The following is a 17261-nucleotide window of genomic DNA, read 5'->3' on the forward strand; positions in this document are numbered from 1 at the left end:
GCGTTGATTTTGTGCAATGCGGCGATTTTACCCGATTCGGCGTCCGCACCCCATGTCTCGCTGGATTCATCCTGCAGCCCCGCCATCCCGCCCACCCCATCAGGCCACTCAGGTTCTGAACATAAAGTACACCGCCCCCAGCAGGCACAGGCCGGCCCAGAGGAAATCCCACTTGAAAGGCTGGTTCATATAGAACACGGCAAAGGGGATGAACACCGTCAGGGTGATCACCTCCTGCAAGATCTTGAGCTGGGCCAGGTTGTAGACGGTAAAGCCGATACGGTTGGCCGGCACCTGCAGCAAATACTCGAACAGGGCTATACCCCAGCTCAGCAAGGCCGCGATATACCAGGGCTTGGCCGACATGTCCTTGAGATGCGCATACCAGGCAAAGGTCATGAACACATTGGAGCACACCAGCAGGACGATGGCCTGCATGCCCGGCGGAATAGCAGTAAACATATGCGTGCGACCGGCGTTGGCCGGCGACTCTGATAAAATGGCAAGTTTGAACAGCCGCGAACCTGCCGTCCAGTCGATGCCCGCCTACCGCCTCCCCTCACTGTTGCTCAGTTTGGCCCTGATATCCGGGGCATACGCCGGCGAGGCCGAAGACATAGCCACCAGCCTCAATCGCGGCCAGGCCGACGCTGCCCTGCAAGCCGCCGACAAGGCGCTGGCAAAAACACCACGCGATGCCCGGCTACGCTTGCTGCGTGGCAACGCCCTGGCACAGCTGGGCCGCAGCGGCGAAGCCATACAGGTTTTTACCGCGCTGACCGGCGATTACCCCAACCTGCCCGAGCCCTATAACAACCTGGCAGCGCTGTATGCCCAGCAAGGCCAGCTCGACAAAGCGCGTGCCGCCTTGCAGATGGCCTTGCAGACCAACCCTGCCTACGCCACCGCGCATGCCAACCTGGCCGATGTCTATGCCCGCCTGGCGGCCCAGGCCTACGACAAGGCCTTGCAGCGCGACATCGTGGAGCGGCAGAACGGCAGCGCCGCCCCGGTGATCAAGTCCGATGCCCCCAGGCTGGCCCTGGTGCAGGATCTGCTCAGCCGACCTGCACCTGGCGGCACGCCGGCGCCTGTCGTGGCGGCAGCGCGGCCACCGGTGGTCGTAGCGGCGGCCAAGCCTGCAACCCCACCCGTCACCTTGCCGCCGGTCGCAGCGGCCAGCAAGCCTGTCACACCGACTACACCCGCCGTGCTTGCGCCCGTCCCCACCAAGCCCGCCGAAGTCAAACCCGCGCCGACCAAACCTGTTGAACCCAAGCCCGCCGAACCCAAGGTGGACGACAGCGCCAACGAGGAGCAAGTGGTCAAGGCCGTGCGCGGCTGGGCCGACGCCTGGTCAGACAAGCGGGTGCCGGCCTATCTGGCCAGCTATTCGCGCAGCTTCAAGCCTGGCGGCATGAGTCGCAGCGAGTGGGAAAAACAACGGCGCGAACGTATCGACGCCGCCCGCAAGATTGAAGTCAAACTGGCCAATATCCGGGTCAAGTTCAGCGACGGCGGCCAAACCGCCACCGTCAGGCTGGTGCAGCGCTACAAGTCCGACAAGCTCGACACCTCGACAGGCAAGACCCTGATACTGGAGCGCAATGGTAGCCGTTGGCTCATACGCGAAGAGCGGGTAGGATAAACACCATGCGTCGCTCCTGGTTCAAGCTGAGCGCCTGCCTCGCGGCAGGACTCTATCTCGCCCCGGCTGCCAACTCCATGCAGTGGCAGCGCCCCACCGTCTCTCCACTGGCCAACCTGCTGGCGCAGAACCCCTTGGCAGCAGCCCGAGGCAATCCCGAAGAGGTCGTGGTGGCCGCACTGACTGCGATACGTCAGAACCGGCTGGACGAAGCCGGCCGCCTGGTCGACGGGCTGCTGGAGGCCAAACCCAATTACCGCCTGGCCCACCTGCTCAAGGGCGACCTGCTGATGGCCCGGTCGCAACCCCTGGCCGGCATAGGCAGTGCACCGGTAGTGGACGACAAGCTGGATGATCTGCGCGCCGAAGCCAGCGCCCGGCTGTTGCGCTACCAGGCACCGCCCCCCGCCCAGCAAGCCATACCTGCCAATCTGCTGCAATTTGCGCCAGACCAACAATATGCCGTACTGGTCGATGCCGGCCGTGCCCGTATTTATCTGTATCGCAACGACAATGGTACGCCGCGCTATGTCCGGGATTTCTACGCCACCATAGGCAAGCTGGGTTTCGACAAGGCCCGCGAAGGCGACCAGCGCACGCCACTGGGTGTCTATTTTGTCACCGGCCATATGCCGCGCGAGCAGCTGGACCAACGCTACGGCAAGCGTGCGGAACTCTATGGCGTGGGTGCCTGGCCGCTGAGCTACCCGAATGACTGGGATCGCCGCCAGGGCCGCACCGGCAGCGGCATCTGGCTGCACGGCGTGCCCTACGATACCTATAGCCGAGCCCCCAAGGCTTCCAACGGCTGCGTTGCCATGTCCAATAGCGATATCAGTGCGCTCAGCCCCTATCTGCTACCGGGTACACCGGTCATCATTGCAGGCGAAGTGGAATGGCTGACGCCCACGGCCTGGCAAGCCCGGCGCGACGGTGCCCTGGCCCAGGTGGAGGCCTGGCGCCGCGACTGGGAGAGCCTGAATACCCCGCGCTACCTGAGCCATTACGCCAGTGACTTCAAGAGCGGCAATGCCGATCTGGATACCTGGCGGGCACAAAAGCAGGCCGTCAATGCCGGCAAGCAATGGGCCAAGGTCAAACTGACCGACCTGAGCCTGTTCGGCTATCCCAGCGCGCAAGGCGATCTGCTGCAGGCCAGCTTTATGCAGGACTATCAAAGCAGCAATCTGAACAACCAGATGCGCAAGCGCCTCTATATGCGCCAGGAAGCCGGTCGCTGGCGTATCAGCCTGGAAGGCTCGGCCGGTTAAGCGCCCGCCAAAGCGGGCCGCGCATAAAAAAACCGTCCATGGCTGGACGGTTTTTTTGGACTGCCACGACAGGGCCGATCAGATCACCAGACCACCATCAACCGACAAGACGGCGCCATTGATATAGCTGGCGTCATCACTGGCCAGGAACAGGTAGACCGAAGCGATCTCCTCTGGCTGGGCCAGACGGCGCATGGGCACCTTGTCTTCCATGGCCTGTATCACCTTCTCCGGCATATCCTTGAGTATGGGTGTGGCAACGAAGCCGGGGCAGACAGCATTGGAGCGTATGCCCTTCTTGCCCAGCTCCTTGGCCCAGGTCTTGGTAAAGCCTATCACCCCAAACTTGGCGGCCGCATAATTGGTCTGGCCGAAGTTGCCGTACAGGCCCACTACCGATGAGGCATTCAGGATCACACCCGAAGCCTGCTCCACCATGGTGTCGACCACGGCACGGGTGCAGTTGTAGACACCCTTGAGATTGATGTCGATCACCCGATCAAACTGTTCTTCGGTCATCTTGGTCAGCTGGGCATCGGCCACGATGCCGGCATTGTTCACCAGGACATCAATACGACCCCACTTGGCCTTGACCCCTGCCACCATCTCGGCAATCTGTGCCTTGTTGGTGACATTGACCACGTAGCCCACCGCCTCGCCACCTGCTGCGAGGATTTCACTCACCACCGCATCGATACCGGCGGCGTTCAGATCACAGACCACCACGCGAGCGCCTTCCTTGCCGAAGCGCAAGGCAGTGGCGTGGCCTATGCCACTGGCAGCGCCAGTGACGATGGTAACTTTGCCTGACAAACGCATAACTTTCTCCCTAAAAGGCTGGCCGCGTGCAGGGCCGGAAACAGAGCAAAAAAACTGAAAAGACATGGGGAAACGCAGCGCCCCTCAGGGGCACTGCGCTTCTGTCTGCTCCATACTTCTTCTTTGTCTTATCCGGTTGAGCGGCCCTTGCGGCGGCTCTGAGAGACGGTGACCTACCTACATCACCGGCTTGATCGCCCAATACTGGTTCATGGGCGCACTGAAGATGTGCGCGCATGATAGTACGGGTGATCTAGAGCGGCAACTCTAAACGGGTAGTTTCCGTCAGAGTCGCCTCCTTGTTTACAAAATGCAACAGTTTTGGCTTAACGGTATGCCAATGACGTGGCACTGCCATAAAAAACCAGCATAGCGGCTCTGTCCAGGTGTGCAAGCAAAGGCCTGAACAATCTGGCCGGTGGCGCTTACTCCAGGCCCTGGCTAGAGAGGTACTCCTCATAGCCACCGGTGTAATGCACGTAGCTGCCGTCGCCCTTCAGTTCCAACACCTGGGTGGCCAGCGACGAAACAAACTGGCGATCGTGCGAAACAAATACCAAGGTGCCCTTGAACAGCTCCAGCGCCAGGTTCAGCGACTCGATCGATTCCATATCCATATGGTTGGTCGGCTCATCCATGACCAGCACATTGGGCTGCTCCAGTATCAGCTTGCCATAGAGCATACGCCCCTTCTCACCACCGGAAAGTACCCGCACGGCCTTTTTCACGTCGTCACCGCTGAACAGCAAGCGGCCGAGGATGCCACGTATCACCTGGTCATCGTCACCAGGGCGCCCCCACTGCTTCATCCAGTCGAACAGGGTGTCGTCGCTGTCGAAATCTTCTTCGTGGTCCTGGGCGAAATACCCAACCTGCGCCTTTTCGGCCCACTTGATTGAACCCGAATCCGGCTTGAGTACGCCGACCAGCATCTTCATCAGTGTCGATTTACCCACACCGTTGCCGCCTATCACCGCCAGTTTCTGGCCGGCTTCGAATATCAGGTTCAGCCCCTGTATCAGCGGTTTGTCGAACGACTTGGACAGGTGCTGGGTCTCGAATGCCTGCCTGTGCAGCTTGAGCTTGTCGTCAAAGTCAAAGCGCACATAGGGGTTCTGGCGCGAGGAAGGCTTCACATCGACCATGCCTTCCTTGATCTTGTCGGCCAGTTTGAGCCGGCTGGTCGCCTGGCGGGCCTTGGATTTGTTGGCAGAGAAGCGGGCAGCAAACACCTGCAGCTCGGCAATCCGCTCCTTTGCCTTGGCATTGGCACCCAATGCACGCTCGCGGGCCTGGGTACTGGCTAGCATGTAGTCGTCGTAGTTGCCGGGGTAAATCTGGATGGTGCTGTAGTCCAGGTCGGCCATGTGGGTGCAGACCTGGTTCAGGAAGTGGCGATCATGCGAAATAATGATCATGGTGGAGTTGCGCTCGTTCAGCGTGTGCTCCAGCCAGCGGATAGTGTTGATATCCAGGTTGTTGGTGGGTTCGTCCAGCAGCAGCACGTCCGGATCGCTGAACAGGGCCTGCGCCAGCAGTACCCGCAGCTTCCAGCCGGGCGCCACTTCGCTCATCAGGCCAAAATGCTGGTCGGTCGGGATGCCCGCCCCCAGCAGCAACGCGCCTGCCCGGGCTTCCGCATCATAGCCGCCCATCTCGCCAAACTTCACTTCCAGGTCAGCCGCACGCATGTAGTCGTCTTCAGTGGCCTCCGGATTGGCATAGATGCCATCCTTCTCGTGCATGGTCTGCCACAGCTCGACATGCCCTTGCAGCACCACATCAATGACGCGCTGGTCTTCATAGCCAAATTGGTCCTGCCGCAACTTGCCCAAGCGCACGCCGGGGTCCAGACTGACATTGCCGGCCGTGGGTTCGAGATCCCCGCCCAGTATCTTCATGAAAGTGGATTTGCCCGAACCATTGGCACCAATCAAGCCGTAGCGATTGCCGCCACCGAACTTGACCGACACTTTTTCGAACAGCGGCTTGGCGCCGAACTGCATCGTGATATTGGCGGTGTTGATCACCTGGTACGCTCCTGGTGGGTGTTTTCTTGCACACCCGTCACAAAAATAAAAATCCGCGCATGGCGCGGTACGGCAAAATTGAGTAATTTTATCACATCAGCACAATCTGACCGTCCGGTGCAATGTCGCTGATCCACCGATAACAAAATACGAGATATGTTCGATTTCAAAGGCTTGATCGACGCACTGATGCGCCGTGCCCGTGAGGAGGAAGATGCCGGCCCTTCCGTCACGCGCCTCCTGATCGATCTGCCACGCGACGAAACACTGGTCGTCCTGACCGAGATCATCAAGGCACTGGCGGCGCTCAACCGCAATGCCAAAGTGGGATTGAAGGAGCGTTACCAGGCCGTGCAAGCCTTTGATGACAAGGCCCGCCCCCTGGCGCAGGTGCTGGTAAGGGTATTCCGGGGCGAAGAAAAGATAGACAGCATCAGCCCCCGCCAGGCCCTGCCCAGCCTGCTGGCCTGCTGGAAGGAGCTGGCCTCGGCCTACAAGCTGTGCCTCAAGCAGCATGCCCAATCCCCCAACAAGCGCTTCGCCCAGGACGCCGAGCTGATCACCCTGCGTTCGGTCAGCTACTATGCGCTGCAGGCCAAATGGGCCTATCTGCGTTACTTTGATGCCGAACCAAGACTATGGCGCAGCCTCAACCGCTTGTACCAGATTGCCGAGGCCGCCGGCTTTGCCAACAAAGCCATGCAGGCCTACTCGGATGCCGAGGCCACCAGCGTCAGCCAGATCTATCGCCACGCCATGTTACTCAAGCTGGCAGAACCCGAACGGCGGCGGATAGAGGAAATCTGGCAGTTGGACCGCTGGCTGCAGCACTGGCAGGAGAAAGTCACGCTGGAGAAAATCATCCGCCCGCGCGACCAGACCTATGCCATCAACCTGGATGAAACCCGCCCGCCCATGAAGTTGCGGCGCAATATGGTAGGGGAGCGCTACCGCTATCTTGATACCGAACCGCTGGCGGACTATCTGGCCGAGCTGGCACTCAATGCCGGCAAGGGCATTTTCCCGGTGGCCATCCCGGTGCCAGCCAAGGCCGACCAACCCGCCGTCGCCAGCCTGCTCAGCGACCTGGCCCTGATCTATTCCCGCGCTGGCCAGACGCGCTCCCGTCGCAGCGAGCGGCGGCATAAGGAACACAGCACCAGTGCTGCACTGGGCCTGAACCGCATCTACCAGTTGCTACGGGCCAACGGCGCGGCCCGCGACTGGGAGGAGTGGATGCTGGCGGACGAGAGCGCCAATGGCATGGGGGCACACTACAAGGCCAAGTTCGACGACAAGCTGGCGGTGTGCGAAGTCCTGGCACTGAAAGACGAGAATGGTGTGTGGCTGGCGGTGGTGCGCCGCCTGAATAAATCGCGCGAGGGCCTGGTCAAGGTTGGCGCAGAGCGGCTGGGCATGCAGCCCACACCGGTGATGCTGGAAGGCAACGGCCAAAGCTTGCCCGCGCTCTACTGTGCTGAGTCACCGCACGGCCGGATACTGCTGATGGGGCGCGACAAGCACCAGAAAGGGGGGCTCTACACACTCTCATCGGGCAGCAAGCGTTACCAGATCACCCTGGGGGCTGCCATTGAAACCCTGCCCGACTACATCATCAGCAGTTTCAGCGTCACCGCCAAGGGCTGACCCCGCCCACCCCGTCTATAGCACTCACGCCTGATCAGGCCAGGCCACCAGGCGGTTACGGCCGCCATGCTTGGCACCATAGAGCGCCTTGTCCGCCCGGCTGATCAAAATGTCCAGGCTCAGCCCAGGCTCCCACATGGCCAGCCCAAAGCTGGCCGTCATGCCGATAGGGCCAGCCGGCGTCACGATGCTGATCGCCGCAATAGCCAACCGTAGCCGCTCGGCCACCGCGATGGCCGCCGCCAACGGCGTATCCGGCAGCAAGGCCACAAACTCCTCGCCGCCGAATCGGGCCAGGATATCTACCTCCCGCAATACGCCAGTAGCCGTGCGCGACAGCAGACGGATTGCTTCGTCTCCGGCCTCATGGCCATGCTGATCATTGATGCGCTTGAAGTGATCGATATCGAAGATCATCAGCGCCAAAGGGGCAGGCTGCCGCTCCAGCCGCGCCAGTTCTATGGCCGCCCGTTCATGCAGGGCACGGCGGTTCAGCAAGCCGCTGAGGCTGTCGGTATGCGCCAATTCCTCCAGCCGTGCCACCAGGCGCTGCCGCTCTTCCAGCGAACTAAACAGATGGCGATTGGCTATATCCAAAGCCTCTGTGCGCTTCGCCACCTGTTCCTCCAGCGATTCATTCAGTGCCTGCAGCTTGCCCTGCTCCGCCTTGATGGCGTCCACCAGGTGCTTGAATGAACCTGCCAGCTGTGTCGTCTCAACAAAGGTGGAAGAGGCCGGGATAAGCGCGTTCATCTCCCCCCCGCGCAAGCGGTCTGCCACATGGCTGAGCTGGTGCAAGGGCTGCGCTATGCGCCTGGCAAGCCACAGGCCAAACAAGGCAAACAGCACGGCCATGGCCGCCCCGATGGCCCGCACCATGTCCTGCATCTGCCTGACCGGCGCGTAAGCCTCATGCGCCGCCTGGCGAGATACGATGGACCAGCCTAGGCCCGCATACTCATCATAACCACGGGTTCTGACCAAGGTGGTCACATAGTCCTGGCCGTCTGGCCAACGCAGCAATTGCCCGCTGCTGGTCTCGGCCAAATCCAGATTAGCCGGCAACAACACCCCCGCCCTGCCCTGCGGGGCCAACAGCGTCTGGCCTTCCCTGTTCAACACAAAGGTTTCTACGCCGCTGGCGCGCCGGCTGGCCGTGAATACATGCTGCTCAATATCGCGCGCCCATTCCCAGGACAAATGCACACCCAGCACACCGCGCAGGTGGCCAGTGGTGCCAAACACCGGGGCCGCCACATCGACAAAGCGCAGGGGCTCGCCCGAGGCAGGCGGCGGCAATATCTTGGCCAGCAGCTTGGCCTCGTGCACGTCACCCACGTACGGGCCTTGCTTGCCGCTGATATACCAGGGCCGGGCAGCCACATTGGCTCCCTCCAGGATACCGTCTGCCGAATAGACCACCTTGCCATCCACATCGGCAAAGCCTATCCAGGCGATCTTGATATCGTTGCGCCGCAGCTTCTCCAGCAGGAAACGGTTGTCCGCCGCAGCCGTGGCCGAATCTCGCATCTGTTGCAGGCTGGCCAGCAACTCCACAGTGCGTAATCTATCGGCCAGGCCCGCATCCAGCCTCGCCCGCATCTGGTCGGCCAGCTCGGTCAGGCTGGTACCGATATCCTGCCGCAAGGCGTCAGCCGTCAGCCGGCCCAGCAAGGCCGAGAGCAACACCGCCATCAGTACCGAGACTGCGGCAAAAGCCAGCGTCAATGTAGCCTGCAGCGATAAACGCGGCATCTTGACACCCCTATCCATGCCGAAAGCGACGCGCTGCCATCACGCTAGGCCGGCAGCGGCGCGTGCAGCAGCACCTTGCCCATCAGGAATTCATCCACCACCCTGTCATCCCAGCACAGCGCGGCACGCTTGCACCCTTCCACAGTAAAACCAGCGGCCAGGTACAGCTGCTGTGCTGCTTCATTATGTGCCATCACCGTCAACTCCAGGCGCCAGAATCCAGCCTCACGCGCCCAGGCCTCGGCGGCGGCAAACAGGGCACGCCCTACGCCCTTGCGACGAAACGCCACATCCACGCCGGTGACGATATAACCACATCCCCGATTCTTGCGCGCCATCCCCCCTGTGACCGTGATGAACCCCGCCAGTTGCCCATCCTGCCAAGCCAGCAGGAACAGTTGGTTGTCCTGCTCGGCAAACCGGCTGAAGGTGCTGGCGATCTCGGCAGCGGTGCGGCTCTGATACTCCTGTGGCGTGGGCAACATGGTGTCGGCAGTGGCAATCAGGCGGGCGAAAAAGGCCAGGTAGGCTTCCGCATCCTCCATCCGGGCGGGGTGTAGCGACAACATTGTATATATCCGTTGTGTGATGGCGGCATCGTACCCGCGATGGCACATCGCTGAAAGACACGGGCTGACATCTGTGCTTGAATCAAGCTATCGACCCGCCATGAAGACCACGCCATGTTCGCAGCCCTTTCCATTCGTACCCGGCTTGCCTTGCTCTGCACCTTCCTGCTGGTCTTGCTGGCTGGCGTCAGTGGCTTGGGCATGTGGGGCATACATAGCGGCAACCAGGAGCTGGCCGGTATCTACGAGCAACGTACAGTGCCGGTGGTCGATCTGGCCGACAAGCTAGAGCGCTTGCATCAGGGGCGAGCCTACCTGTTGCTGGCGCTGGATGCGCCCTTCCCCGATGTCGCCAAGCAGCATTTTGATGCCATCGACAAGCTGGAAGCGCCCCTGAAGGCTGCAATGGCAGCGCCCTCCACCCGCAGCGGCACCGAGGCCGCCGCCTATGCCGGCTTTGTCGAAGCCTACAAAGCCTATGACAACAGCCGCAAGGGGCTGCATGCTGTGGTTATGCAAGGCGACATGATGGTCGCCGGCCAGTTCTACCGAGAAAACGTACGCACGCCGTTTGAGGCCACCACCAAGTCGCTGGGCGATTTGATTGCCATGCAGCGGGAGGCCTCCAAGGCCTCCTATGAGGCGGCAAAAGCCACTGGCAACAAGCTGCGGGGTGTGCTCATTGCTGCCGTGATAGGCGGCATCATCATTGCCATCCTGTTTTCCATCGCCATAGTCCGCTCGGTGCTGGGGCCGCTGGATGCGGCTATCCGCCTGGCCGGCCGCATTGCGGCGGGCGAACTGGGCAAGACGGTGCAGTTGCAGGACAAAGGCGAAATGGGCCGACTGGGCAAGGCGCTGGAAACCATGCGTGTGCAGTTGCGCGACATGATGTCGGCCATAGGCGAATCCAGCCGGCAACTCGACGGTGCAGCCCATTCCCTGCGTAGTGCCTATGCCGAAATTGCTGATGGATCGTCCCGCCAGAGCGAGGCCACGGCCTCCATCGCCGCCGCAGTGGAGCAGATGACCGTCAGCTTTGACCATGTATCGCAGCGTAGCGGCGAGGTACGCAGCCAGGCAGAACGCGGTTGGCAACTGGCCGAGGCTGGCTCCAACCAAGCGGATGCCGCCAGTGCTGAAATAGGCCGGGCCGCCGAGGCAGTGAACGAGACCCAGGCCACCATAGACCGGCTGGAGAGCCACGCCCAGAGCATAGGCGGCATCGCCGCCACCATCCGCGAGATTGCCGACCAGACCAATCTGCTGGCGCTCAATGCCGCTATCGAAGCGGCCCGTGCCGGTGAACAGGGCCGGGGTTTTGCCGTCGTGGCCGACGAGGTACGCAAGCTGGCCGAGAAGACTTCCTCCGCCACCACCGACATCATGGCAGCGCTAGACTCAGTCCAGCGCGAGACCGGCCAGGCTGCCAGCACCATGCGCCAAAGCAGTCGCCAGGTGGCCAATGGTGCCGATACCGTGCGCGCTCTACTGCCAGCCCTGGCAGAACTCAAGGCCGGGTCAGGCACCACCAGTCGCGAGCTGGACGAGCTGTCCGGCGTCTACCGCGAGCAGACCAGCGCCAGCCAGTCCATCGCCCAGCATCTGGAACAGATCGCCCAGATGACCGAGACCAATAGTGCCAGCATAGGTCGCAGCAGTGCGACGGTAGGCGAGCTGGAACGGCTGGCGGGGGAGCTGGAACAAGCAGTGAAGCGCTTCAGCCTCTAGCTTGGTGGGCAGGACACACGACAGCCACAAAACACGCGACGACCTTACACCTTGCGGCTCAGGTTTCGTCGGTCTCGAGCAAGGCCATCAGCTCTCCCGCCGGTGGCAGCCAGAAGGTAAAGGCGGCCCCCTGCCCTGGTCGGCTCTCAGACTGTATGCCGCCGTGGTGGCGATGGATGACCCGCTGGGCGATGGCCAGCCCGGTACCGCCGCCAGCAAAGCCCCCCTCGCCCTGAAAGGTCTGAAAAGGGGCAAACAGCTTTTCCGCCGTCGGCGCATCAAAGCCCACACCATTGTCGAGCACCACGAACTCGCGACGGCCGCCCTGGTGCCGCTCAAACAGCTCCACCCGTGCATCGGGCATATGCTCGGTAAACCGCCAGGCATTGCGCAGCAGGCAATCGAGCAAGATGCGCATCAAGCCGGGGTCGGCATGCACCACCAAGTGCGGCGCAATCACCACCGACATACCAGGCCGGGGCTGCTGATTCTGCAGATCGGCCACGATCTCCAGCGCCAGCTGGGTCAGATGCACCTTGCCGACATTCAGCGGCCGTAACGAAATCTTGGACAGGCTGACCAGATCATCCAGCAAACGTCCCATACGCTCCGCCGCATTCAGTGTCCGTTCCAGATAATCCCGTCCGGGCGTATCCAGCCGGTCGGCATAATCCTCCCGCAGGATGGAACCAAAGCCGTGCACTGCCCGCAGGGGGGCATTCAGATCGTGCGATACGGCATAGGTAAATGCCTCCAACTCCCGCATGGTGCGCTTCACATGTTCGGTACGGGCCGTAACCCTGGCCTCCAGCTCGGCATTGAGCCGCCTGACCTCGGCCTCACGCCGCAGCCGTTCCAGCTCGGCTGCGGTGCGGCCGGCGAATAGCGCCATCAGCTTGCGCGCCAGCTCTGCATCGGCCACCGGCAGGCTATCCATCACCACCATCAGGCCCAAGGGGTTGCCGTCAGCGCCCATCAGCGGCATGCCCAGGTAGCTGTTTACATTGAGTTCGCGCAAGACCGGTGCCTCGGGGAAGCGGGCCTGTGCATCATTCAATTGCAGCCAGCCCGCCGTGCTATAGACCTGCTGGCAAGGCGTATGAAGCAAGGCAAAATCTCGTGGCGGCGCAGCGCGGCCATCCTGGCTGAATGCCAGGGTACGCATATGGGTGGGCTGATGGGCGGGATAGACTTCCGAGATCACGGCATAACCCATGCCCAGCGCCCGGCACAGCGCATCAGCCAGGGCGCCCAGAAAAGCCCGCCCGACCTGGCTATCCGTATCGGCCTGTACCTGCTCGACCAGTGCATCAAAGCGCTGGCTGTGGCTGATATCCTGGTTGATGCCCGCCATGCGCAGCGGCACCCCAGCGGCGTCCCGCTCTATCCAGGCGGTGCCGCGTACGTAGTTCCAGCCAGTTGCGGACTTGACCCGAAACACCGTGTCGTAGGGCCGCTCCCCACGTAGCGCCGCGATCACGTCGTCCCGAACGCGCAGCAGATCGTCTGGGTGCAGCAGGGCCAGCCAACTGGTACCGTCCAACGGCACCCGGCGCGACAACCCATAGACTTCATACATGGCGTCGTTCCACAGCAGGCGGTTCGCCGCCACCTCCCAGACAAACACCCCCAGCTTGGCTGACTTGGCGGCATCCAGCAAGGCAATGGCTATGCTGCCGGGATCGTCGAGTTCCTCGGCGGAGCGTATGTCCAGGCGGCTGAAATCGGGAATGACCATGGTGTGATGGCAGCGGTAGATTATCCAGTCTAGCCCAGCCCATCAGCGGCTGCCGGGCACAACAAGCAGGGCGCGTTGCTTCAACCGGGCTGGCGCAGCCGGCTTTCCAGCCACATGCTGGCCACATGGCGACCAGCCGGTGCCAGCGTCACCGCTGCCACCCCGATATTGCCCCGCTCCAGGCAGACATACTCGGTCCAGTGCGGCCCGATATCGGCAATCCCTTCGGCGTGCATGCCAGGGTTCCACACCACAGCGCTGCGCATGCCTTCGCCCCCCACCACAATCTCGCGCTGCCCATCCAGCAACTGCAAGGTGCCGGTAGCCGTCTCGAACACGGCATCGATAGGCTGATCCAGCCGCACCGTGCCATGGTGAGGCGTCGTGACATGTCCCACCTCACGGCGCAGCCGCCCACTCAGGCCTTCCACCGTGCACAGCCGGCTGTCCGTCACCGCAAAATAGCTATGCAAGGCATAGCTGAACGAGAACGGTTGCGTATCCAGGTTCTCCACGCTCAGGTCCAACTGCAGCCGCTCACCCAGGCTGATGGCCAACTCCAGCCGAAAAGCGTGCGGCCACAACGCACGCCCCTCGGGGCTGTCCTGCAAGGCCAGCACCACCCGGTCTGCCTGCTGCGCCTGTACCACCCAATCCTGATTCCGCGCAAACCCGTGTGCAGGCAAGCCATCGGGGTGCTTGCCAAACCAGGGGAAGCACACCGGCACGCCACCGCGTACCGGCTTACCCGCTTCAGTGCTGGCCAACGGCGACAGCCACAGCAACTGCTGGCCGCCGATTTCCGCCTCCAGTACCTGTGCCCCCTGCCGGCTGACGCGCGCACGGCCATGGGCTGAGATCAGTTCGATGCAATCGTCCATCCGTGCTCCACAAGTTAGCGTAACTGCATGGTCATTCGATGCTGCTGGCCCAATCCGGCTAGCGGCGCTGGTCATAGGTCAGCCATACCCCGCCCACCACCAGCGCCTCGCCCAGCGAGGTCAGCGCACCGAGATACAGTATGCCACCCCATTGCTGCAGGCTCAGTACCAGCGGCGAGTTGAGTTCGCCGCGCCACACTGCAGTCAGCTTCAACAGCACGCAAGCGATCAATGCTGCACAGGCCGCAGCCTGCTCAGATGCCGCCCCAGATCGCCATGGGTGCAACGGCTTCAGATACAGTCACTCAAAGCGCAATACTGAAGCGATGGCAACCGTCGGCATCGCACCGCCGTACCAGCTTGCCGCCATGCCAGAGGTAATTGAGGTGGGCGATGCATTCCGCCAGGGCAAACATGGTCTGGTACAGATCAAACATGCGGCCGAACAAGGCCGGCAGCAGCTCATAGGCTGTCATGGGGCCATCCATGGCCGCCAGCATGGCAGCCAGGCGCTCGTCGTGGTGGACCTTGAGCGCTGCCACCCTGGGCTGTATGCCCACAAAGGGGCGCCCATGCGACGGCAACACCAGGGTGTCTTCGGGCAAATGCAGGAAGCGATCCAGCGACGCCAGAAATTGCCTGAGCGGGTCGCCATCAGGCTCGCCGCCCCATACGCCCACATTGGTCGATATCTTGGGCAGCAGCATATCACCGGCAATCAGCACGCCCCTGTCTGCGCAGTACAGCGCCATATGCTCGGGCGAATGCCCGTAGCCCGGTATGGCCAACCAGTCCGATTCGCCTAGCCTGAGTACATCGCCAGCCAGGATACGGTTGAATGTCACCGGCAGGCTCTTCACGCCCCAATGATAGGTATTGCCCCGTTCGGCATACAGGGCCTGCTTGGCCTCGGGCAGCCCGTGCCGGGCAAAATGCCGGTTCAGCGCTGCCACATCATGCCCCGGCAAGTCATGCCATACCGCCTTGGCCAAGGCGATCTCACCCAGGCTGGCATGGAACGCTGCATCGAAGCGCGTCACCAACCAGTCCGCCAGGCCGATGTGATCGGGGTGGTAATGGGTGGCCACCACCCGGGTCATAGGCCTACCGCCCATGCTGCCGCTGAAATGCTGCTCCCACAGCGCCCGCGTGTCGGGGCTGTCGTAACCGGCATCCACTGCGCACCAACCGGTCTGCTCTTCCAGCAGCCACAGGTTGATGTGGTTGAGTGCAAACGGCAATGGCATCTTCAGCCAATGCACGCCTGCCGCCACTTGCAAGGTCTGGCCCGGCATCGGCAGGGTATCGTGTAGGGGGTAACGAAGACGGTGGGGCATGTGCAGGCAGACCAGCAAGGGCGAAGCGCAATTATGACAGCCGCGCTACCCTCTGCTATCTTCGCCAGGCAGATATAAATACAGGCCATCATGTCCGACGATCGCATTTACACCATCACTGAACTGGCCCGTGAGTTCGACCTCACCCCCCGCGCCATTCGACATTACGAGCACGAGGGCCTGCTGGCGCCTGGGCGGCAAGGCCGCAACCGGGTGTTTACCCGGGCAGACCGCACGCGTCTCAAACTTATCCTGCGCGGCAAGCGACTGGGCTTTTCGCTACAGGAGACCTTTGAGCTGTTCTCGCTCTACGATGCAGCCCGGGACGAGCGGCCGCAACTGGTCAAACTGCTGGAATTCCTGCGTCCCAAGCGCGAGGCCCTGGTGCAGCAGCGTGCTGACATCGATGCCATCCTGCTGGAGATGGACAAGCTGGAACACGAAGCTGAGGCCTTGCTGCGCGAATAGCCGGTTTTTGCAGGCTTTAGATTGACGTTAACGTCAACGTAAAATACAGTATCGAGCAAATGCTCGGCATGGCACCCGGCTGTCTTTCGCTGTCATGCCCAGCGGTAAAATCCGCTATCAATACCGTGGCGCACCGCGCTGCCCTGGAGACGACACCATGCACATCCCCGCCCTCAATTTCGGCCTAGGCGAAGACATCGACATGCTGCGCGAAGCCGTGCAGAGCTTTGTCGCCGCCGAGCTGGCACCGCACGCCGCCAAGATAGATGAAGAGAATCTGTTCCCCGCAGACATGTGGCGCAAGTTTGGCGATATGGGACTGCTGGGTCTCACCGTCGAGGAAGAATACGGCGGCAGCAATATGGGCTATCTGGCGCATATCGTCGCCATGGAAGAAATCTCCCGCGGCTCGGCTTCGGTTGGCCTGTCCTACGGCGCGCACTCCAATCTGTGCGTCAACCAGATCCGCAAGAACGGCAATGCGGCCCAGAAGCAGAAGTACCTGCCCAAGCTGGTCTCCGGCGAATTCGTCGGTGCGCTTGCCATGTCCGAACCCAATGCCGGCTCCGATGTGGTGAGCATGAAGCTGCGCGCCGACAAGCAAGGCGACCGCTACATACTCAATGGCTCCAAGATGTGGATCACCAACGGCGGCGATGCCGACGTGCTGGTGGTCTATGCCAAGACCGACGTGAATGCCGGCCCCAAGGGCATGACTGCCTTCCTGATCGAAAAGGGCATGAAGGGCTTCAGCCACGGCAGCAAGCTGGACAAGCTGGGCATGCGTGGCTCCAATACCTACCCCCTGTTTTTTGACGATGTGGAAGTACCCGAGGAAAACGTGCTGGGTACGGTCGGCAAGGGTGTCAATGTATTGATGAGCGGCCTGGATTACGAACGCGCCGTGCTGTCTGGCGGCCCGCTGGGCATCATGGCGGCCGCCATGGATGCCGTGGTGCCCTATGTGCACGAGCGCAAGCAATTTGGCCAGGCCATTGGCGAGTTTGAGCTGATGCAGGGCAAGCTGGCCGACATGTACGCCACCTGGAGCGCCTGCCGCGCCTATGTCTATACCGTGGGCCGCGCACTGGATCGTGGCGAGACCACCCGCAAGGATGCCGCTGGCGCGATACTGTATGCTGCCGAAAAAGCCACCTGGATGGCCGGCGAAGCAATTCAGACCCTGGGTGGCAACGGCTATATCAATGAGTACCCGGTCGCCCGTTTGTGGCGCGACGCCAAGCTGTACGAGATCGGCGCTGGCACCAGCGAGATCCGCCGCATGCTGATAGGCCGCGAACTGTTCAACGAAACCCGCTGATATCCACTCTCACGAGCCGGCCCTCAGGCCGGCTTTTGTGCTCAAG

15 protein-coding genes are annotated in these 17261 nt (G+C 61.8%); 6 read left to right on the forward strand and 9 right to left on the reverse strand.

Annotation, left to right across the window (positions count from 1 at the left end):
* Positions 1-108 precede the first annotated feature (108 nt).
* Positions 109-462, reverse strand: coding sequence for a DMT family protein (locus V7714_RS07270; RefSeq protein WP_335709115.1), 354 nt, complete (start codon positions 460-462; stop codon positions 109-111).
* A 76-nt stretch (positions 463-538) separates the two neighbouring features.
* On the opposite strand from V7714_RS07270, the gene V7714_RS07275 reads away from it, so the two are divergent.
* Both V7714_RS07275 and V7714_RS07280 read left to right on the forward strand, forming a co-directional pair.
* Complete coding sequence (locus V7714_RS07275; protein ID WP_335709116.1) at positions 539-1648, forward strand: L,D-transpeptidase Cds6 family protein; 1110 nt, start codon at positions 539-541, stop codon at positions 1646-1648.
* 5 nt (positions 1649-1653) lie between these two features.
* The gene (locus tag V7714_RS07280) at positions 1654-2919 is read left to right on the forward strand and encodes a L,D-transpeptidase family protein (protein WP_335709117.1); all 1266 of its coding nucleotides are present in this window, start codon (positions 1654-1656) and stop codon (positions 2917-2919) included.
* Between the two features lie 78 nt (positions 2920-2997).
* Here V7714_RS07280 and V7714_RS07285 read toward each other — a convergent pair whose 3' ends face one another.
* Both V7714_RS07285 and V7714_RS07290 read right to left on the reverse strand, forming a co-directional pair.
* Positions 2998-3738, reverse strand: a complete 741-nt coding sequence (locus V7714_RS07285; RefSeq protein WP_284198068.1) for a beta-ketoacyl-ACP reductase — start codon at positions 3736-3738, stop codon at positions 2998-3000.
* A gap of 425 nt (positions 3739-4163) precedes the next feature.
* On the reverse strand, positions 4164-5768 hold the full coding sequence (locus V7714_RS07290; RefSeq protein ID WP_335709118.1) for an ABC-F family ATPase: 1605 nt from the start codon (positions 5766-5768) through the stop codon (positions 4164-4166).
* Between the two features lie 156 nt (positions 5769-5924).
* Between V7714_RS07290 and V7714_RS07295 the strand changes: the two genes are divergently transcribed.
* A complete protein-coding gene (locus V7714_RS07295) occupies positions 5925-7415 on the forward strand; it encodes a hypothetical protein (RefSeq protein ID WP_335709119.1) in 1491 nt (496 codons plus the stop codon).
* A gap of 24 nt (positions 7416-7439) precedes the next feature.
* On the opposite strand, the gene V7714_RS07300 is transcribed toward V7714_RS07295, so the two are convergent.
* Positions 7440-9170 carry a sensor domain-containing diguanylate cyclase gene (locus V7714_RS07300; RefSeq protein ID WP_335709120.1) on the reverse strand — a complete coding sequence of 577 codons (1731 nt, stop codon included), beginning with the start codon at positions 9168-9170 and terminating at the stop codon, positions 7440-7442.
* A 44-nt stretch (positions 9171-9214) separates the two neighbouring features.
* Entirely contained in the window at positions 9215-9739 is a 525-nt protein-coding gene (locus tag V7714_RS07305; protein ID WP_335709121.1) for a GNAT family N-acetyltransferase, read from the reverse strand.
* Positions 9740-9853: 114 nt separating this feature from the next.
* On the opposite strand from V7714_RS07305, the gene V7714_RS07310 reads away from it, so the two are divergent.
* Positions 9854-11470, forward strand: coding sequence for a methyl-accepting chemotaxis protein (locus tag V7714_RS07310; protein ID WP_335709122.1), 1617 nt, complete (start codon positions 9854-9856; stop codon positions 11468-11470).
* A gap of 58 nt (positions 11471-11528) precedes the next feature.
* On the opposite strand, the gene V7714_RS07315 is transcribed toward V7714_RS07310, so the two are convergent.
* The 4 genes from V7714_RS07315 to V7714_RS07330 form a co-directional block, all read right to left on the reverse strand.
* A complete protein-coding gene (locus V7714_RS07315; RefSeq protein ID WP_335709123.1) occupies positions 11529-13208 on the reverse strand; it encodes an ATP-binding protein in 1680 nt (559 codons plus the stop codon).
* A gap of 80 nt (positions 13209-13288) precedes the next feature.
* Positions 13289-14089 carry a D-hexose-6-phosphate mutarotase gene (locus tag V7714_RS07320; RefSeq protein ID WP_335709124.1) on the reverse strand — a complete coding sequence of 267 codons (801 nt, stop codon included), beginning with the start codon at positions 14087-14089 and terminating at the stop codon, positions 13289-13291.
* Positions 14090-14147: 58 nt separating this feature from the next.
* Positions 14148-14309, reverse strand: coding sequence for a hypothetical protein (locus V7714_RS07325; protein ID WP_335709125.1), 162 nt, complete (start codon positions 14307-14309; stop codon positions 14148-14150).
* Positions 14310-14394: 85 nt separating this feature from the next.
* On the reverse strand, positions 14395-15426 hold the full coding sequence (locus V7714_RS07330; protein WP_335709126.1) for an MBL fold metallo-hydrolase: 1032 nt from the start codon (positions 15424-15426) through the stop codon (positions 14395-14397).
* Positions 15427-15516: 90 nt separating this feature from the next.
* On the opposite strand from V7714_RS07330, the gene V7714_RS07335 reads away from it, so the two are divergent.
* Complete coding sequence (locus V7714_RS07335; protein WP_284198058.1) at positions 15517-15894, forward strand: MerR family transcriptional regulator; 378 nt, start codon at positions 15517-15519, stop codon at positions 15892-15894.
* Between the two features lie 157 nt (positions 15895-16051).
* Positions 16052-17215 (forward strand): isovaleryl-CoA dehydrogenase, encoded by a 1164-nt coding sequence (locus V7714_RS07340; RefSeq protein ID WP_335709127.1) that lies wholly within the window; start codon positions 16052-16054, stop codon positions 17213-17215.
* The last annotated feature ends 46 nt before the right edge of the window (positions 17216-17261 follow it).

Origin of the sequence: Chitinimonas sp. JJ19 (assembly GCF_036961565.1) — a bacterium.
GTDB lineage: Bacteria > Pseudomonadota > Gammaproteobacteria > Burkholderiales > Chitinimonadaceae > Chitinimonas.